Annotated in this window: 14 protein-coding genes; 12 read left to right on the top strand and 2 right to left on the bottom strand. The window is 64.2% G+C overall.

Annotated elements, in window-relative coordinates:
* Positions 1 to 6 precede the first annotated feature (6 nt).
* The 7 genes from CLU87_RS11620 to CLU87_RS11590 all read left to right on the top strand — a co-directional run bounded on the left by CLU87_RS11620 (position 7) and on the right by CLU87_RS11590 (position 8,317).
* A complete protein-coding gene (locus CLU87_RS11620) occupies positions 7 to 1,278 on the top strand; it encodes a type II secretion system F family protein (RefSeq protein ID WP_056063918.1) in 1,272 nt (423 codons plus the stop codon).
* A gap of 116 nt (positions 1,279 to 1,394) precedes the next feature.
* The gene (locus tag CLU87_RS11615) at positions 1,395 to 1,964 is read left to right on the top strand and encodes a hypothetical protein (protein WP_099730535.1); all 570 of its coding nucleotides are present in this window, start codon (positions 1,395 to 1,397) and stop codon (positions 1,962 to 1,964) included.
* Positions 1,961 to 2,743: a type II secretion system protein gene (locus tag CLU87_RS11610; protein WP_099730534.1), complete on the top strand. Its 783-nt coding sequence runs from the start codon at positions 1,961 to 1,963 to the stop codon at positions 2,741 to 2,743. The genes CLU87_RS11615 and CLU87_RS11610 overlap by 4 nt, the downstream gene beginning before the upstream one ends.
* Complete coding sequence (locus tag CLU87_RS11605; protein ID WP_233193773.1) at positions 2,740 to 4,986, top strand: hypothetical protein; 2,247 nt, start codon at positions 2,740 to 2,742, stop codon at positions 4,984 to 4,986. The genes CLU87_RS11610 and CLU87_RS11605 overlap by 4 nt, the downstream gene beginning before the upstream one ends.
* Positions 4,983 to 6,221 carry a type II secretion system protein gene (locus CLU87_RS11600; protein ID WP_233193772.1) on the top strand — a complete coding sequence of 413 codons (1,239 nt, stop codon included), beginning with the start codon at positions 4,983 to 4,985 and terminating at the stop codon, positions 6,219 to 6,221. The genes CLU87_RS11605 and CLU87_RS11600 overlap by 4 nt, the downstream gene beginning before the upstream one ends.
* Before the next feature lie 8 nt (positions 6,222 to 6,229).
* Positions 6,230 to 7,552, top strand: a complete 1,323-nt coding sequence (locus CLU87_RS11595) for a prepilin-type cleavage/methylation domain-containing protein (protein ID WP_233193771.1) — start codon at positions 6,230 to 6,232, stop codon at positions 7,550 to 7,552.
* A gap of 36 nt (positions 7,553 to 7,588) precedes the next feature.
* Positions 7,589 to 8,317 carry a prepilin-type N-terminal cleavage/methylation domain-containing protein gene (locus CLU87_RS11590; RefSeq protein WP_099730532.1) on the top strand — a complete coding sequence of 243 codons (729 nt, stop codon included), beginning with the start codon at positions 7,589 to 7,591 and terminating at the stop codon, positions 8,315 to 8,317.
* Positions 8,318 to 8,414: 97 nt separating this feature from the next.
* On the opposite strand, the gene CLU87_RS11585 is transcribed toward CLU87_RS11590, so the two are convergent.
* Both CLU87_RS11585 and CLU87_RS11580 read right to left on the bottom strand, forming a co-directional pair.
* Positions 8,415 to 8,765: a hypothetical protein gene (locus tag CLU87_RS11585; protein WP_099730531.1), complete on the bottom strand. Its 351-nt coding sequence runs from the start codon at positions 8,763 to 8,765 to the stop codon at positions 8,415 to 8,417.
* Positions 8,766 to 9,053: 288 nt separating this feature from the next.
* Positions 9,054 to 10,538, bottom strand: coding sequence for a PLP-dependent aminotransferase family protein (locus CLU87_RS11580; protein ID WP_099732141.1), 1,485 nt, complete (start codon positions 10,536 to 10,538; stop codon positions 9,054 to 9,056).
* Positions 10,539 to 10,708: 170 nt separating this feature from the next.
* Here CLU87_RS11580 and CLU87_RS11575 point away from each other — a divergent pair, with 170 nt between their 5' ends.
* From CLU87_RS11575 to rimP, 5 genes are all read left to right on the top strand, one after another.
* Complete coding sequence (locus CLU87_RS11575) at positions 10,709 to 11,521, top strand: c-type cytochrome (RefSeq protein WP_099730530.1); 813 nt, start codon at positions 10,709 to 10,711, stop codon at positions 11,519 to 11,521.
* Between the two features lie 14 nt (positions 11,522 to 11,535).
* Positions 11,536 to 12,816, top strand: a complete 1,281-nt coding sequence (locus CLU87_RS11570; protein WP_099730529.1) for a cytochrome c — start codon at positions 11,536 to 11,538, stop codon at positions 12,814 to 12,816.
* A gap of 59 nt (positions 12,817 to 12,875) precedes the next feature.
* Complete coding sequence (locus tag CLU87_RS11565) at positions 12,876 to 13,277, top strand: thioredoxin family protein (protein ID WP_099730528.1); 402 nt, start codon at positions 12,876 to 12,878, stop codon at positions 13,275 to 13,277.
* Positions 13,278 to 13,400: 123 nt separating this feature from the next.
* The gene (locus CLU87_RS11560) at positions 13,401 to 16,829 is read left to right on the top strand and encodes an SNF2-related protein (protein WP_369804311.1); all 3,429 of its coding nucleotides are present in this window, start codon (positions 13,401 to 13,403) and stop codon (positions 16,827 to 16,829) included.
* Between the two features lie 376 nt (positions 16,830 to 17,205).
* Positions 17,206 to 17,802 carry a ribosome maturation factor RimP gene (rimP, locus tag CLU87_RS11555; protein ID WP_056063893.1) on the top strand — a complete coding sequence of 199 codons (597 nt, stop codon included), beginning with the start codon at positions 17,206 to 17,208 and terminating at the stop codon, positions 17,800 to 17,802.
* Positions 17,803 to 17,881: the final 79 nt, after the last annotated feature.

Genomic DNA, 17,881 nt, shown 5'->3' with positions numbered 1-17,881 from the left:
CATTGCATGGCCAATCTCAACACTTATTACTACCGCGTACTGCTGCCCCATGGCGGGGTGCGCTCGGGACTGTTGCGCCTGGCAGTCAAGCGCGACTTATCGGCTCGCATGCGGCTGGAGGCCGACACTGACGGCACGGTGATCAGCCTCTGGCGTTTTCCTGCCTGGCTCGCAGTGGTGGCCGATGCGCTGTTGCATCTGTTCCGAAAGCAAGTGCGCGGCGAAGACCTTGCGGGCTTCCTTCGCGACTTGGGCCTCATGATGCGCGCAGGCGTGCCCGCCCTCGATGCGCTGACCACCCTGGTGGAAGAAAGCCACAGTGTTGGCAACCCCGCCATGGCGTCCGTTGCACGCAACATGCTGGACGACCTGAACGCGGGTGTGGGCATGACCGAAGCTTTCAACCGGCACCCCAATGTGTTCCCTGAGACGGTGCGTAACCTCATCTCCATCGGGGACCAGACAGGTACTCTGGACCGCATGCTGGGCGAAGCTGCGGAGCACGTGGAGCGCATGATCAATATCCGGCGCGATATCAAGACTGCTCTGATCTATCCGGCGTTTGTGTTCGCCTCCATCATTGGCGTCGCCATCTTCTGGATCTACTACGTGGTGCCCAACATGGCGCGCCTGTTCAAGCAGCTGCAGGCGAAACTGCCACCCATCACAGAAGGGCTGGTGGCCTTTGCGAACTTGCTGTCCACCCATCTGCCCTGGGTGCTGCTGGTCACGGTCATCGTGGTGTCGATCGGCGTCATTGCCTTCAGACGGTCCGAGCGATTCCAGCTGGCAACCTATACCTTCATGCACCGTTTGCCGATTGCTCGTACGTTGCTGGTGTCTTCCGGCATGGCACATATCACCGAGCATCTCTCGATCCTCGTACGTGCGGGGGTAGACATGGTGTCCAGCCTGCGCGTTCTGGGGCGGGCCACCAAGAACCGCTACTACCGCACCCGTCTCATCCATGTGGCTGAATCGGTTTCGCGCGGGGAGTCCGTGTCCTCATCGATGCGGCGCGTAGGCGGTTTTCCCGCCATGGCAGTGCGCATGATTTCAGTGGGGGAAGAGTCCGGTAGCCTGGATCAGCAGCTCTCTCACCTTGCAGCGGACTATCGCAAGCGCCTCGAGGTGTTGGTCAAGTCGCTCGCGGAAATCCTCAAGCCTCTGATCATCCTGGTTGCAGGGGGCTTGTTTCTTTTCCTGATCGTTGCGCTGTTGTTGCCTGTTTACGACCTGGTGCGGCAGTCGGTCACTCAAAGTATGGGAGGCGGCTGATGTCACGTTCTTTGTTGTCACTTCGCGCAGACATTCCAACCCCTGTTTCTGGCATAGGTTTGTTTGAGAGTTTTCATGTTGGTGAGGCCTGCCCGTTCTGCTGGGCAGGAGACTGAATGCGTAAGCCCGTTTTGGTAGGTGCGAGTCTAGGACTGCTGCTGTTGGTCGCGATCGCCGTCGGTGTATGGATAACTGATAAGCATCCCGAGCCAGTTGTCGGTGGAATACCACCTCGCACGACGAGCCCCCGGATCGTGCCGTCAGCCCCAGCGGCTTCCATGACTCCGGGCACAGCACAGAGCATTCCACAGGCAGACTTGGCAAGGCAGGACCGCCGCCGCCGCCTGGCGGAAGTGCGCGCGGAATTCAGGGCGCTGAGTGCTCAAGGGGCGCAGGCATCGCCGCAGAAAATGCGGGCGTTGGTGGATGAATTGGAGACCTTGTCCGGCCCCAGCTTCGATCCGCGTTATTTCCAGTCGCTGCGGACGATGCTGGACCAGAACGCAAAACTGCAGCAACTCAACGCAGAACTGCAAGTCCTCACCAAAAGCAAGGCCCCCAAGGATGCAGCGCGACAGGAAGCCATCCTCGCCGAAATGCGCGCAATAGGCGAGCGCGTGGCTGCGGAAGCAAAGGCCATGCAGGCCTTCATGCCCAAGCCCACGCCTGAGGTAAAAGCTCCATGAGTTCCAGTGGTTCTTACTCTGGCGCATTGCACAAGCGTGCCACGCAGAGGGGATTTTCCCTGGTCGAAGGGGCGATCGCGCTCGTGGTAGCGGGGCTAATGACTTGGGCGGCTTTCAGTGGGTACGTGACGGTATCCGAACAACAGGAAATCGAACGTGGCCGAGCCGAGGCAGAGCAATTGCAGTCGATTCTGCGGGCATTTGCACTGCGCAATGGGCGGCTTCCATGTCCTGCGAGCACGCCTGACGGATATGAGGCGCTGAGCAGTGGAGTGTGTGCATCAGGGGTCCAGCTGGGTTGGTTCCCTTATGTGAGCGTCGGTCTGGAATTGCCCACGGATCGACTGCGTGCCCGCTATTCGGTTTTCCGAGAAGCGAACCTCGCCGTGCCTGCGCAAGACGCAGATCTGGCTGTGGAGTTGGAGCGAACGGGTGATTCGCTGGGTGCGCCTACGCATCGGGACATCACCGACTTGATCGTTGCTTTGAACAATGCGTCTACTAAGCCAGTGTCGTCAGCGCGCACGTATCTCACAGGTGACGGCGGTGCGGCGGGAGCCATTGATTGCGCTGCCAATCGTGTAATGGTTGCAGCGTACTGGGTGGTGGTGCCACTTCAAGACAAAGACGGCGACGGGAACCGCCTGGATGCCCCTCACGCTCTCACCAGTTTGTGCGCAGCGAGCCCTTCAGCGCCGCTGCGGTTTGCGTCGGATGACGTGGTGATCGCGGAGTCACCTGCGCAGTTGGCAGGGTGGTTGCGCAAGAGCCTGCCTTGACGGCAATCCCCTCCTTCACTTTCATGCTGCCGATGTCTACGACCTGTCTCTCCTTGCCGCTCCGAAGCGCTGCACGCCGCGCAGGCGGATTTGGCCTGCTGCAAGTGATGCTGCTCATCGCAGTAATGTCTGGTCTTGCCACGATGGGCTACCTTCAATGGCGCGAACGTTCCGCGTTGGATTCGTCCCGCCAGGAACGTCAGGCCCTGACACAGGCTGATCAGGCGTTGATTGCATATGTCACTGTAGCCCGCAGCTTGCCGTGTCCAGACGTTGATCGAGACGGTTTGCAGGATTGCGGTGCACCGGCTACCCAAAAGGGATGGCTGCCAACGGCGACCCTTCGCATGGCAGGCGTTGACCCCGGAGTGGACGTGGGGCAGTTGCGCTACCTCGTTCAGCGCCAAGGTGGTGCCAACGACCTCACGATGCTGACGGATACGTGGACTCCTCTCGAGTACAGCGACGGAGCCGACGGCTTTTTCGCCATGCGCGGAGCTCCTTACCCAGCGGACATCCTCACGTTGACCGACCTGTGCCAAAGGCTTGACAGCGGCCGCAGGGCGACGATGTTACCCACCATGGCTCAAGTCAATGCGCCGACCCCGCGCGCCATCGCCTATGCGCTGGCCCATCCGGGAAACAACGATGCGGATGGTGACGGTGATCTATTTGACGGCGCCAATTCCAATGCCGCAGCCAATGTCAACCGCATGGAAGACCCGAACCGGCGTTCGCTCCTGGCGGGGTACAACGACATCGTGCTGGAGCGGTCTTACGACAGCCTGCTGTCGGCTTTTCATTGCCGCCCTTTGATCGATTCCATCAACACAGTAGCTCTGGCCCATGATGTGGCCGGAGACGTAGCTGAGATGCGTGCCGACAACATCTCGTCTGCCCGTCGTTCGGTTGCCTTCAGCACTTTGGCGGCCATCATGACGTCTCTGGAGATTGCCCTGGCCGTGGCAGAGGGGGCTTCTGATGCTGGCAACGCCGCCGCAGAGTGGGCCATCTGTGCGGCGTCGCTGGGGTTGGCGGTCAATGCCTGTGCGGCCGCACCCCAGCACACTGTAGCGATTGGGCTGGCGGGGGGCGTCATCATCGCCAACGGTCTTGCCGTGGTTGCCAATGCAGTGGCGGCTGGCATTGCCGGTACAGCTTTGACGCTGGCCGATAGTAGTGCCACGGCTAACGATATATGCCCTCCCATGGATCCGGCGGTGAACAACCTCATGCTGTCCATCGCGCAGCAGGAGGTGACGGATGCCAATGCCGAACTGGCCGCCGCGACTACGGCTGTCAACAACAAGACGGCAGAACTCAATACCGCCATCGCGCAGCGAACTGCCGCCGTCACCAGTCTGACCAGCCTGATTCGAAATGGCCAAGCCAGTTCGCAGATCGACGGATTGCTCAATACCTTGTTGGCGGCTGCCGGTACCTGGGGCAGTACATCGTACGCCAGCGCTGCCGCCGATTCCAAGGTCACGCAGGCTACGCAGCTGCGTGATCGCTGGGCGGCCGAGGTCGCCAAGTACAACGCAATGCTGGCAGACATACCGGGCACTCTCGCCCGATTGAATAGCGAGATTGCTGCACTGGACTTGCTCATTGCCACCAATCCGCCCAACAAGACAGACCTTCAGAATGAGCGTGACGGCAAGGATGCGGAGCGCAAATTGGCTGGTGATGTAGCCGGCCTGACGGCCGTGCGAGACAAAGCTGTGGCTGAACTGGCCAGCGCACAGACGGCACTGGACAACGCCGTTGCTGCGCAAACGGCTGCCAGCGCTGCCTATTCCACGGCGCAGACGAGCTACCAAAGTGCCATTTCAAACTTTGTCAACGGCACGGCACGCTACAACATCTACAACAGCAGCGGGGCCGTGGTTGCCTATGGATGCACGACCGCCTGTCAGGCTGGCGACGTCAATATCAACAGCGTGGGCCAACTGGGCTCCGCGCTGGTCGACCTTTTTGGACTGGGCGCGATGACCAGCCCGAGCACCGACGCCAAGTACCTTAAACCCGTCAAGCTGCAAAAAGAGCTGGATGCTTTGAATCAACGTCTGGCGGCAGCGCAAGATCGCAAGGCCACGGCAGATGCCAGGTTGCTGGAGGCGCAAAACCGTGTCAATAACCCGCCGCCCTGCAATGCCACGGGCTCGGCCGTAGTGCCCATGACACCCGAGCAAGCCGAGTCCATCTTGGCGGATGTAGATCGCAAGGGAGGGACGCGATGATGTTCATGAGAGCGGACGCGCAATTACCTTCGCGCCTGCGCCAGACAGGGTTGTCACTGGTGGAGCTGGGCGTTGCCATGGCAATCGTCGGGGTGATTGGCATCATCACTTGGCGATGGGTGGCCGACACGCGTGCTCCTATGGATCGCACTGCCATCATGGGGCAGCTGACTGAAGCCCAAGCAGCGGTGGAAGGCTTTGTGCTCGCCAATCATCGGCTGCCCTGCGCCGCATCCGGCACCAATGGCACAGAAGACTGTGGCAACACCAGCGCTGCTGCGGTCTTGCTGCCGTGGCGCACTCTGGGGTTACCCAGTCGCATGGGCCAGTTGCACTATGGCGTCAATCGCGGTGCTTCGCTGGATCTCGCCAGTGCGCCGACGGCCTCCGCTTTCCCTGATCTCAACATCAATTACACCCCCGCTATTCCGGTGCTGGCTTTGTCAACCGATGCGGGCGTCAACGCTGCTGCAGCCGCGTTGACGGGTGCCATCACGGCAGCAAATGGCAGGCGCGCCGTTATCAATGGCCTTGATTGGTGCCGTGTGGTGCGCCGTCTTGCGGCCAATCCCACGGCGGCGGGTGTCCTCACTGCGGGCAATCTCACCGCAAGTATTCCGGTCGCGTTTGTGATCGCGCACCCGGGGGTGAATGGCGTGTTTGAGGGCAGCAATGTGCCGGGAGGTGCAGCGGGGTTCAGATTCGATATGCCCGGACGCGCGCAGGACAGCAATTTCGATGATCTGTCCGTGGCTGTTGGCGCGGGCGACCTTGCGTCCCGCATTGGGTGCGTGTCGCGTCTGGGTGCTATGCAGGCTGCCGCGCAGGGGGCCTACACCGCTTATGACAACGTGCGAGTGGTGCAGGAATACTGGTCTTTGCGGGTCTTCGACATTGAGCAGGCACAGTCAGCCCTGGAGGCCGCAGAAACGGGCGTCATCATGGCGGCCATGAACGCTGCTCTGGCCGCCGGCAGCGCGGCACTGGCCGTCGCTTCAGCCGCCAACACCGAGGGGATCACGATTTTTGGTCTAGTTCTGTCTGCGGCCAATGTGGTCACCGCAGCTGTAGAGGTGGGTTTTGCGGCGGACGATCTCATTGAAGCCCAGAAGGCACTGCAAGACTCTAAAGACAAGGAACTCGCGTCGCGGGCGTATGTGATCGAGGTGTTTGAAACTTTTACCCAAGCGCTGACGGCGGCGAACCGGCTGGATGAGAAAGGGCTTAACCCATGAGACACCGTATGGAGGGTTTCACTCTGGTCGAGCTGTCGCTGGTGTTGTTGGCTCTGGGTCTGATATTGCCTGGTGCAGTCATCTTCTGGCAGTTGTCAGAGCGGCATCGCGTGGCGGCCGTGCAAATGGACGCGCAACAGCAGTCGCGCCAGGCACTGCTGGGTTATCTGCATTCTCATTACAGGTTGCCATGCCCGGCTGCGGATGCTAACGGCGTGGAGTCCTGCACGGATGGTGCCGCGATTCGCCAGGTGGGCTATCTCCCTTGGCGTACGTTGAACCTTCCGCGCCCTGAGGCAGGACGTTTGCGGTACGGCGTATACCGTGAACCTTCAGGTGCCACGATGGTTGCCGCTCCTTCGGACCGGGACCTTGCGGTGGCTCGCGACCGCATGAACTCGCTGCGTGTACGCACCCCATCTCCCAAACCCCAGAACCACACAGCGGCCCCCAACCCAAACGCGCCTCCCATTCCGGAAGTGCTATCCAGCTTGAACAGCGTGTTGGGAGTTACCCAGTCTGGCAACGATGCGGCACCACTGAACCCAGCCTGTGACGCTGCCGGTGACCCGGCCTGTCCATTGGGTGTAGTCAATGCGGTCAATCTCATTGACATTTGCCTGGCGCTGAACACCGCCAGCGATGCTTTGGTGGCTCCTGCTGGCCGGTTGGCCACTCAGGTCGGAGCAACCCGGCGCACCGCCGCCTTCGTGATCGCCGCGCCAGGTCTGTTGGATGCCCAAGGCAATGGCCAAGCGTTTGACGGCGCCAATGCCACTGCATCCAACGCTGACCCCACTTTCGCTTCGCCCAGTCAGGCTGTAACCGAACAGTACGATGACATCGTGCTGGCCGCGAGTCACACCGAGCTGTTTGCAGAGCTGCAATGTGGGGCAGCGTTGTCCGCCATTTCACACGCTCATTTCAACGTAGCCACGGGAGCTTTTGTGATGGAGCGTGCCATGTACGACTACCGTGATCAACTCTACATCGCTGTGGTACTGGCTCGTGCTGATGTTGCCGCGGCGGCGGCGGGAGCGCTTTCTGCAGCTGCTGGGTCGCTAGATGCCGCGAAGGAGATGGTGTCCGCCGTGGCAGATACCACCATGTCTGTGGGCGCTCGTGCATTTCAGATAGCACTGGCGGCTGTGGGCATCGGATTGGCTGTGGCCAGCGATATTGCGGCTGCGGCCGCTGTGGTGGATGCTGCGCTTTCTCTTGCAGAAGCTGAGGATGTTTTTGATGGCTTCGCGACACGCACGACGGCAATGACCGAATTGTCACGAGACATTAATACCAACGCGTTGAGGGCTGACGCCATTGGCCACTGATGAATTTGATGACCGACGTTTACTGAGTGACGCACCATGACCCCATTTCACATTCACCCTCACGGCGCTGCCTCGCGTCGACAACGTGGTTTTTCGCTTCTCGAGCTGAGCGTCGTTCTGATCGTGATCGGCTTGTTGCTGGGTGCCGTTGCTGTTGGTCGTGATTTGCAGCGTTCTGCCGCCAATCAACGGCTGTCCACCGACTTCATCCAGGGCTGGCAACTCGCTTATGAAGGCTTCTTCAACGGTGTGGGTTACCCACCCGGTGACAACCCGACCGCGCCCACAGGGCAGGTCAATGGAAACGCTGCCACGCCCGGTACAGAGCTGTGTGGTGCGGACATGATCAATGCATTTCTGGCCGCCGGTATCCGCCTGCCCACGGGCCGTACCGAGGGCCAGCAGGACCGCTATGTGTATCTGGACAGCAATGGGAACCCGCAGGAAGTGCGGGTGTGTTTTCAAAGCCGTGACTGGGCTGAGCCTGGCGCCACCGGGGGAGTGTTTGTATCTCGCAAGCGCAACATCATGGTGGTGCGTGGTGTGACGTTTTCCTTGGCGGCTGCGTTGGACCAGCAGATCGACGGACGCAGTGATGCGCGTTTTGGGCGCTGGCGCGATATCTCCTTCGCCAACTCCATCGCTGAACTCAATGGCCAAGCCTGGCCCATTGATGACCGGATGGCATTTGGGTCCACCACAGTGACTTCGCTGGATGAATCGCAGGTGGCCATCACCACGGCGCTTTTTCAGATGATGCGCTGATTTCCGTGCGCGAGCCGCGAACGCTTGGCGCGGTGGCGGTGGCGTGGGGCAGGGGTACTTGGCGTGCCGTCGCTCTGAACGATTAAACCCTCGGTCCTCAAGCTTCTGCCAGCTGAAACCGCTGGTCAAAGTTCATCTTGCCCAGCACGCGCAGCGCCGCGTTGCGGGTGGCGTTGTCCACCTTGCTGATGTCCAGGCTGTAGCGCTTGGCGGTGGACACTACGTCCACACATTTGTGGCCCCATTGCACCGCGACCAGCAGCGCGGGGCGCTGGCCTGCCTCGGCACCTACCGACACGCCGCGTTGCTCGGGCCGCAGCATGAATTCGAGGTGGGGGGTGCGCACCAGGGTGAGGCGGTCTGCCCCTCGGGGGCCCAGGGCGAACGAGATAACCCAGTCGTCTTCGTCTTCCACCGTCACAAACGGAACATGCTGGGGTGCGGCCATGGTGCTGGGCGTTGGGGTTGTAGGGCGGGGCGGGTGGTCCGCCGTAGTGCACTGCCCGGGGTATGGGCGGGCGCCAGTATGCCGCTGCAAGCGCCGTGCCTGCTGCGGGAGAACCCGAGGTTGGGCTTTTCCAACGCGGTGCGTGGGATGTCAGCCTGGTGCAAGGCAGGCGCAGCGTGTGTTGGGTTGTGCGATGCAGTGTGGTCGGGCGAGGGGGCTGCACGCCGGGTTTGGGGCCAGGGTTTTGAAAAAAATCGGCCTGTGCGCTAGGTCGGTATGTCTTTGTAGCTATTGTTTTGATAGTCTTTTTGGCCGCGCCGGCCTCTCTGTCACGGCGGTCGCCAAGCCCGTGGCCAGTTGGCCCACGGTGCGCAGTGCCGGTTCCAGCCGCCCCTGCGCTGGATGCCCGTAGTTGATGCGTACGCAGTGCGCAAACCGCTGGTCGGCCGAGAAGATCTGCCCGGGCGCGAGGCTAATGCCCTGCTGCAGTGCCAGTCGGTGCAGTTCCAGCGCGTTCACTTCAGGCGGCAGCTCCACCCACAAGAAGTACCCACCCTCAGGCCGCGATACGCGGGTGCCGGGTGGGAAGTGCTGCGCTACGGCCGCCAGGGCCAGCGCCTGCTGCTCGGCCAGGCTGCGGCGCAGCTGGCGCAGGTGCCGGTCGTAGCCGCCCTGGGCCAGGTATTCCGACAGCGCCTGCTGTGACGGCGTGGCAGCCGATAGCGTGGTCATGAGCTTGAGCCGCTGCACCGCCTTGGCCTGGCGGCCCGCCGCCACCCAGCCCACCCGGTAGCCGGGCGCCAGGCTTTTGCTGAATGAGCTGCAGTGCATCACCAGCCCCTCGATATCAAACGCCTTGGCTGGGGGCGGGCGCTGGGGGCCAAAGTGCAGCTCGCCATACACGTCGTCCTCGATCAGCGGGACACCGTGGCGCGCCAGCAGGGCGACCAGCTCGCGCTTCTTGTCCTCGGGCATCAGGCTGCCCAGCGGGTTCTGAAAGCTGGGCATGAGCCAGCAGGCCTTGATGGGCTGGTGGGGTGTTTGCCGCTTCAGTGCTTGCGCCAACGCCGCCAGGTCGATGCCATCGCGCGGGTGGGTGGCGATTTCCAGCGCCTGCAGGTTCAGCCGCTCCAGTGCCTGCAACGCGGCGTAGAAGGTGGGCGATTCGACCACCACCACGTCGCCGGGCTGGGTGACGGCCTCCAGGCAGAGGTTGAGCGCCTCCATGGCGCCGTTGGTGATGATGATTTCTTCCACGTCCACCGGCATGCCGTGCACGCCGTAGCGCAGGGCAATCTGCTGGCGCAGGCGTTCGTCGCCGGGCGGCAGGCTTTGCACGATGGTCCACGGGTCGAGCTTGCGCATGCCGCTGCCCAGGCAGCGCGCCAGGCGCTCCAGTGGAAACAGCTCCAGCCCTGGAAAGGCCGAGCCCAGCGGCACCAGGTCGCGGTCGCGCGCCAGGCCCAGCACCTCGAACACCAGGTCGCTGATGGCCACGCCGGTGGAGGTGGCGGCGGGCTGCGAGGGCTGGGGCTCCGCGGGTCGAACCTCGGCCGTACCTGGTAGCCGGGCGCTGACGTAGTAGCCCGAGCGCGGGCGCGCATGGATCAGGCCCTGGGCCTCCAGCAGGTAATACGCCTCGAACACGGTGGACGGGCTGATGCCCCGTGTGCGGCTGGCCTCGCGCACCGAGGGCACGCGGTCGCCCGGGCGCAGGGCGCCGCTGTGGATGAGCTGGGCAATGGCGTCGGCGTGGCGTTCGTAGCGCTTCATGGGCAGGGCGGGGTTGATGCAGGGCAAACTGATCTGTATTTTTAACTCGAAACTGAATCTGTACTGTTTTTGGTGGCGGGCGTAGAGTGACGGACTGTGTGGGCGCACGCCTTGCGTGTTTGGCCGCTGTGGGCCGCCCAACCGTTTCTTTCCAGGACAAAAAGAACCCCATGACCGATTGCCTGCGCAGCTTGCTGCGCCCTGTTCTCAGCCTGCCTGCGGCCACTGCCCTGTTGGCGTTGGCCTTGAGCGCTGGCGCTGTGGCCCAGACGGTGCCTGCCAGCGCCAACCCTGCAACCCCGGTGGCCGCTGCATCCACTGTGGCCACAGTGCCCGCGTCTTCCATGTCTTCACGCGTGCTGGCCTGCACCGCCTGCCACGGCAAGGAAGGCCGTGCCACGCCCGACGGCTACTTTCCGCGCATTGCGGGCAAGCCGGCGGGCTATCTGGCCAACCAGCTGCTCAACTTTCGGGACGGGCGGCGCAGCTACCCGCAGATGGGCTACCTCATCGAGCACCTGACGGACGATTACCTGCGCGAGATGGCCGAGCACTTTGCCGCGCTCGACTTGCCGTACCCACCGCCGCCTGCACCACAAGCGCCTGCCACCGCGCTGGAGCAGGGCCGCCAGCTGGTGCAGCAGGGCGACGCGGCGCGCCGCATTCCCGCCTGTGTGGCCTGCCACGGTGCGGCCATGACGGGCGTGGCACCGTCCATCCCCGGCCTGCTGGGCCTGCCGCGTGACTACCTCAACAGCCAGCTGGGCGCCTGGAAGACCGGCCAGCGCCGCGCGCACGTGCCCGACTGCATGGCCGATATTGCCCGCCAGCTCACGCCCGATGACGTGAGCGCTGTCTCGGCCTGGCTGGCAGCCCAGCCCGTGGCGGCGGGTGGCAAGCCAGCCCGCACGCTGCCCGCCGCCATGCCGGCCCGCTGCGGCGGTGTGGCTGAGGTTCCCGTCGCTGCTGCAGCGGCACGCTGAGAAGGGATGCACCGATGAAACGCATCCTCTGGACCCTCTCTTCCGTGCTGGCGGCGCTCGGCATTGCCGCCGCCGTGCTGATCACCCTGAACCTGCGTGGCGAAGAGCCGCTGCCCGCCGCCGAGACGCTGCAATCCACGCCCGTGCTGGTGCAGCGCGGCGAATACCTGGCTCGCGTCGGCAACTGCATGGCCTGCCACACCACCCAGGGCGGCGCGCCGTTTGCAGGCGGGCGTGGCATCGAGACGCCGTTTGGCGTGGTGCACAGCTCCAACCTCACGCCCGACAGGGTGCAAGGCATTGGCAGCTGGACCTCGGCCGAGTTCTGGCGCGCCATGCACCATGGCCGCAGCAAGGACGGGCGGCTGCTGTACCCGGCCTTCCCATACCCCAACTACACGCAGGTGACGCGCGAGGATTCGGACGCCATCTTTGCCTATCTGCAAAGCGTGCCCGCTGCGCCCAACGCCAACCGCGCCCATGCGCTGCGTTTTCCGTACAACACGCAGGCGGCATTGGCCGTGTGGCGTGCGCTGTTCTTCGCACCCGGAGCGCCCAGCGCCGAACCCACGCAGACGGCTGAATACAACCGGGGCGCCTATCTGGTCAACGGCCTGGGCCACTGCACCGCCTGCCACACGCCCCGCAATGCACTGGGCGCCACGACGGACGCCAAGGCCTTCACCGGCGGGTTGATCCCGGTGCAGAACTGGTATGCCCCCGCACTCAATGCGGCGCACGAGGCGGGCGTGAAGGAGTGGCGCACCGACGACGTGGTGGCACTGCTCAAGACCGGCGTGGCCCCGCAGGGCTCGGTGCTGGGCCCCATGGCCGAGGTGGTGTTTCGCAGCACGCAGTATCTGAGCGACGCCGATGCGCGCGCCATGGCCGTGTACCTGCAGGGCCTGCCGCAGCAGGATCGCAAGGCGCCTGCCACCGTGGCAGCCCCCCCGGCCAGCGCGATGGCGCGGGGCGGCAAGGTGTACGAGCAGCAGTGCGCGCAGTGCCACGGCGACCGGGGGCAGGGCGAACCCGGCGCGTTTCCGGCACTGGCGGGCAACCGCGCCATCACGCTGGCCGACCCCACCAACCTGGTGCGCGTGGTGCTGCAGGGCGGCTACCTGCCCGCCACCGCAGGCAACCCGCGTCCGCACGGCATGCCGCCGTTTCAGCAGACCTTGTCGGACGAGGAGGTGGCGGCGGTGACCACGTTTGTGCGCAACAGCTGGGGCAACCAGGCGCCAGGTGTGGGTACCATCGAGGTCTATCGCGCGCGCGAGCGCCGCGGCATGTAGCGCAAGGCCCGGGGCCTGCGCCAGCCGCTCCGCAGCGCGGCCCTCCAGGAGCCCTTTTGATGTCCAGTCCCGCCGCAGTGCCCGAACCCACCCCCACGAGCCCTGGTGCCGCCACGCCTGGCGGCTGGTGGGCCGTGTGCCTGTGTGCAGCGTGGTGCGGCACCTGCGGTATTTATCGCCCCTTGTTCGACGAATTGGCCCGTGTACACCCGGACGTGCGGTTTGAATGGGTGGACATCGAAGACGAATCCGATCTGGTCGGGGACCTGGATGTGGAAACCTTTCCCACCCTGCTGATTGCCGACGGCGAGCGGGCCCTGTTCCTGGGCCCGTTGTTGCCGCAGGCGCCAGTGCTCACGCGGTTGTTGACCAGCTTGCAGGCGGCAGCGCCCGGCAGTGCCGGGGCGGGGGGCGAGGCCCAGAGCGTTTTCGAGCGGGTGCGCGCAGCACGCCGCGCCTAGCGGGCGGTCTTGCGGGCTGGCAGCGGTGGCTACCGCACCATCGTCCGCATCTTGAACGCTCTTTTTTTGATAGCTGGCAGCGCATGATCCACTAGCGCTACAGCCACTTTTTGCTCTAAATCTGTGTCCACACCCCCTCCACCGTGGTTCCCGCTCAACTCGCTGCAGGCCCAGTGCGACAAGGGCACCTGGGAGCGGGGCATGGAGCTGTACCGCCAGGCGGATGTGGTGCGCGTGGGGCTCCAGCAACAGGCCGAGGGCCGCTGGGCCTTGGCGGGTGAAGTGCAGGGCAGCTCGCCCGACCCGTACGAAGTGTCTGTGCAACTGGTGCTTGCGCCCAATGGCCAGGTCAAGCAATGGTCGGGCGATTGCAGTTGCCCCGTGGGGTCAGATTGCAAGCACGCCGTGGCCCTGACCCTGGAGGCCGCGCACCGCGACCCGGCGCAGGGCCCGTCGTCCACGCGGGCCGCCGATGCGCTCAAGGCCATGCAGGAGCGCAAAGAGGCCCTGGCGCGCGCCGAGGCCGAGGCGCGGCTGGTGCACTGGCTGCACGAGTGGGACCGCGCTCTGGGGGGTGCTGTGCCGCAGGAGCCAGTCGCACGGCCGGGGCGGCCCGAGTGTTATCTCTATCTTGTCTCTACCGTAGGGCGGGCGCGCACCAGCGTGCCGCAGTTGCAGCTGGAGGCCGTGGTGTCTTACCCCAAGCTCACGGGGGGATGGGCGAAGCCGCAACAGATCCGCACCCAGCCCGCGCCTGGCCAGGCGGTGTACGACCGCGCCAGCGATGCCGACCGCCAGGTGCTGCAGCTGCTGCGCGCCATGCCCCGCAGCGTGGGGTACTACTCGGCCTACAGCGTGGCGCCCATCGGGGTGCTGGAAGGGGCGGTGGGCTTGCTGGCGCTGGAACAGGCAGCGGCCACGGGCCGTCTGTTTGTGGATGCGGGCGGGTCCACCGTGGGCGCGCCTTTGCGATGGGGCGACCCGTTGCCCATCGCGTGGGCATGGCAGGCGTCCACGCCCGCGCAAGGCGGCGAGGCCGTCTGGGGGCTGCGGGCCAGTCTGCCGGGCGACACCGCCATGCTGTGCGACAACCAACCGCCCTTGTACCTGGACGCCGTCCAGGGCGTTTGCGGACCGGTGCACGCCGAGGGCCTGAGCCCGGCCCAGGTGGCCATGCTGCTCAAAGCCCCCGCGCTCAGTGCAGCGGCGCTGCAAAAACACCATGCTGAGGTGGTGCTCCGCATTGGCGGGGTTTTGCCGTTGCCACCGGCGCTGGGTCCGCTCACACAGGTGCGGGGGGTCAAGCCCGCGGCGCGCCTGCATCTGGCTCCGTCATCTCCGAACCAAGTGGCTGAAATGGGGCTTATCACCGCGCACTTGCGTTTTGACTACCAGGGCCATGTGGGCTGGTGGGCAGGGCAGGAGCTGGCGGTACTGGTGCCCGGTGCCGACGGCGGCCAGGTGCTGCTGCAGCGCGATGCGGTGGCTGAGCGCCATGCCGTCGAGCGTCTGGAAGGTCTGGGTCTCCTGGCCACCGACGACGGCCTGTTCGGCATCCCTGGCGAGCGTGCGCAGGATGACTGGATGCATTGGGCAGACAACGGCTTTGCAGGGCTGCGCGACGCGGGTTTTGATGTCACGCTGGACGCGGCGCTGCATGGCTGGGTGCAACACGCCGACCGACTGGATGTGGTGCTGCAGCCTGAGGGGGATGACGCGACCACATCGCCCTGGTTTGCGCTGTCGCTGGGCATGGAGATCGATGGCGTGCGCCACAACGTCCTGCCCTGGCTGCCCGATCTGATTGCCGCCGCGGCGGCGCAGCCGCTGGACCCTGCGACGGGCTTGCCCCAGCTGCCGGAACATGTCTACATGCCGTCGTTGACCGGTGCCGGGTTTGTGCGCCTGCCGACAGATACCCTGCGGCCCTGGATGGCAGCGCTGCTCGATCTCGCGGGCGACCGCGCGCGTGACTTCAACGCCGACCGCCTGAAGCTCTCGCGCCTGGACGCCCTGCGCACCAGTGCTGCGCTGGGCGAGGGCGCGGTGTGGCAGGGCGCCGGTGCCTTGCGCGACATGCTGGCCCAGCTGCGGGGCGCCAGCGCCTTGCCCGAGGTGCCGCTGCCCGCCAGCGTGCGTGCCACGCTGCGGCCCTATCAGCAGCAAGGTCTGAACTGGCTGCAGTTTTTGCGGGCCCACGGCCTGGCCGGTGTGCTGGCCGACGACATGGGCCTGGGCAAGACCCTGCAGACCCTGGCGCACATCCAGGTCGAAAAACACGCTGGGCGGCTGACGTGCCCTGCGCTGGTCATTGCGCCCGTGAGCCTGATGGGCAATTGGCAGCGCGAGGCCGCTCGCTTTTGCCCGGGCCTGCGGTGCCTGGTGCTGCATGGCGCGGATCGCCATGAAGTGGCCGATGAAGTCACCGAGCACGACCTAGTCATCGCGCCGTATTCGCTGCTGCAACGCGACCGAGACCGCTGGCTGGGGCACCAGTGGCACCTGGTGGTGCTGGACGAGGCCCAGAACATCAAGAACGCCAGCAGCCAGGCCGCACAGGTGGTCAGCGAACTGCAGGCGCGCCACCGGCTGTGCTTGTCGGGTACGCCCATGGAAAACCACCTGGGCGAGGTCTGGAGCCTGTTCCACTTCTTGATGCCGGGCTTTTTGGGCAGTCAAACGCGCTTCAAGGAGGTGTTTCGTACGCCCATCGAAAAGCAGGGCGACGGTGCGCGCATGGCCCAGTTGCGCGCCCGCATCACCCCCTTCATGCTGCGGCGGACCAAGGCGCTGGTGGCAGGGGAGCTGCCGCCCAAGGTCGAATCGGTCATGCCTGTGGAGCTGACCGGCGCGCAGGCGGACCTGTACGAAACCATCCGCCTGGGCATGGAGAAGACCGTGCGCGAAGCACTGCAGTCCAAGGGGCTGGCGCCATCGCAGATCACCATCCTGGATGCGCTGCTCAAGCTGCGGCAGGTGTGCTGCCACCCGCAGCTGGTGCCGCTGGACGCAGCCAAGGCCGTGGAGACATCGGCCAAGCTGGACCATTTGATGACGCTGCTGCCCGAAATGTTGGCCGAGGGGCGGCGCATTTTGCTGTTCTCGCAGTTCACCAGCATGCTCAGGCTGATTGAGACCGAGCTGAAAAAGCGCGAACTGCCCTGGGTCAAGCTCACGGGGCAGAGCCAAAAGCGCGACGCGATCATCGAGCAGTTCACCAGCGGGCAGGTGCCTTTGTTTCTCATCAGCCTCAAGGCGGGCGGGGTGGGGCTGAACCTGCCGCAGGCCGATACGGTGATCCATTTCGACCCTTGGTGGAACCCGGCAGTAGAGAACCAGGCCACCGACCGGGCCCACCGCATTGGCCAGATGCAAAGCGTGTGGGTGATCAAGCTGGTGGCCCAGGGCACGATTGAAGAGAAGATTCTGGCGCTGCAGGAGCGCAAGGCCCAGCTGGCAAGTAGCCTCTACAGTGGTGCGGCCGCCCGCAAGGAGCCGCTATTCACCGAAAGCGATCTGGCAGAACTGCTGCAGCCGCTATCACTGTCATAGCTGCTAGCGCAGGTTGGACAAGCGTGTGGTGCCATTGAGGTATGACACCGCCCGGAAGGCCGCATGGACACTGGCTTGGGCGTCCTGCCTGAGCGTGTTGACAACAGTTTTCCCTGTCTGCGCCTTTGCAAATCAACACTTTGCACGCTACAATACGAATCTCACGACCAAACGGGCGGGTACCAACCGCCCGTTTTTTTTGGTCGAACGCTTTTGGAGCTCGAAGCTGTCGGGGAAGAGTCTCCGGGGGTTATCGGGTTTTTTGTTTTGGATTTGCGCAAATGAGGGGGCACAAACAGTGCTCCCGGTGGGCAGGCTGGTGGCCTGGTCCTGATTGGCGCAAGTTGTGTGGTTTATCCGGGATTGAACTGAACACGTGGCATTGCAGCAAGTCGTTGAACAAATTGTGACGGGACTGGGATATGACCTGGTGGAGATCGAGCGCTCTGCCGGCGGCCTGTTGCGCGTCACCATCGACTTGCCTTGGGTGCAGCCGGCCGCTGACGCACCCCAGCCCGTGATTGAGCAGTTCGTGACGGTCGAGGATTGCGAGAAGGTCACCCGCCAGCTGCAGTTTGCGCTGGAGGTCGATGGCGTCGAGTACAAGCGCCTCGAAGTGTCATCCCCTGGTATCGACCGGCCCTTGCGCCACGAGCAAGACTTCGTGCGCTTTGAAGGCTCTGTCATCGACATCACCCTGAAGGCGCCCATCGGCGCCGCAGCAGCGGGAGGCCAGGTCAACGCCACCCGCAAGAAATTTCGCGGCACGCTGGAGCGGGCCGAGGCCGGAGGCTGGCAGATCGTCTGGAGCGACGAGCCGCCGGTCAAGCCAGGACAAAGAGTCAGCAAGAAACGCGTGCCCGCCCCGTTGCAGGCGATGGGCTTCACCTTGGACGAATGCCGGGATGTGCGCCTTGCGCCCATCGTGGACTTCAAGGGGCGCGCGGGCAAGGCCGGGGCTGCACCAGCCTGATTTGCTGCTGAAAATTGTGGGGTGGGTGGCTGCAGTGCGTTGCCTTGCCCTCGGGTGATTGAAAACAGGAGAGTCGTCG

Origin of the sequence: Acidovorax sp. 59 (assembly GCF_002754175.1) — a bacterium.
In the GTDB taxonomy this organism is placed as follows: domain Bacteria; phylum Pseudomonadota; class Gammaproteobacteria; order Burkholderiales; family Burkholderiaceae_C; genus Acidovorax; species Acidovorax delafieldii.
This window is presented reverse-complemented; position numbering and strand designations above follow the sequence as displayed.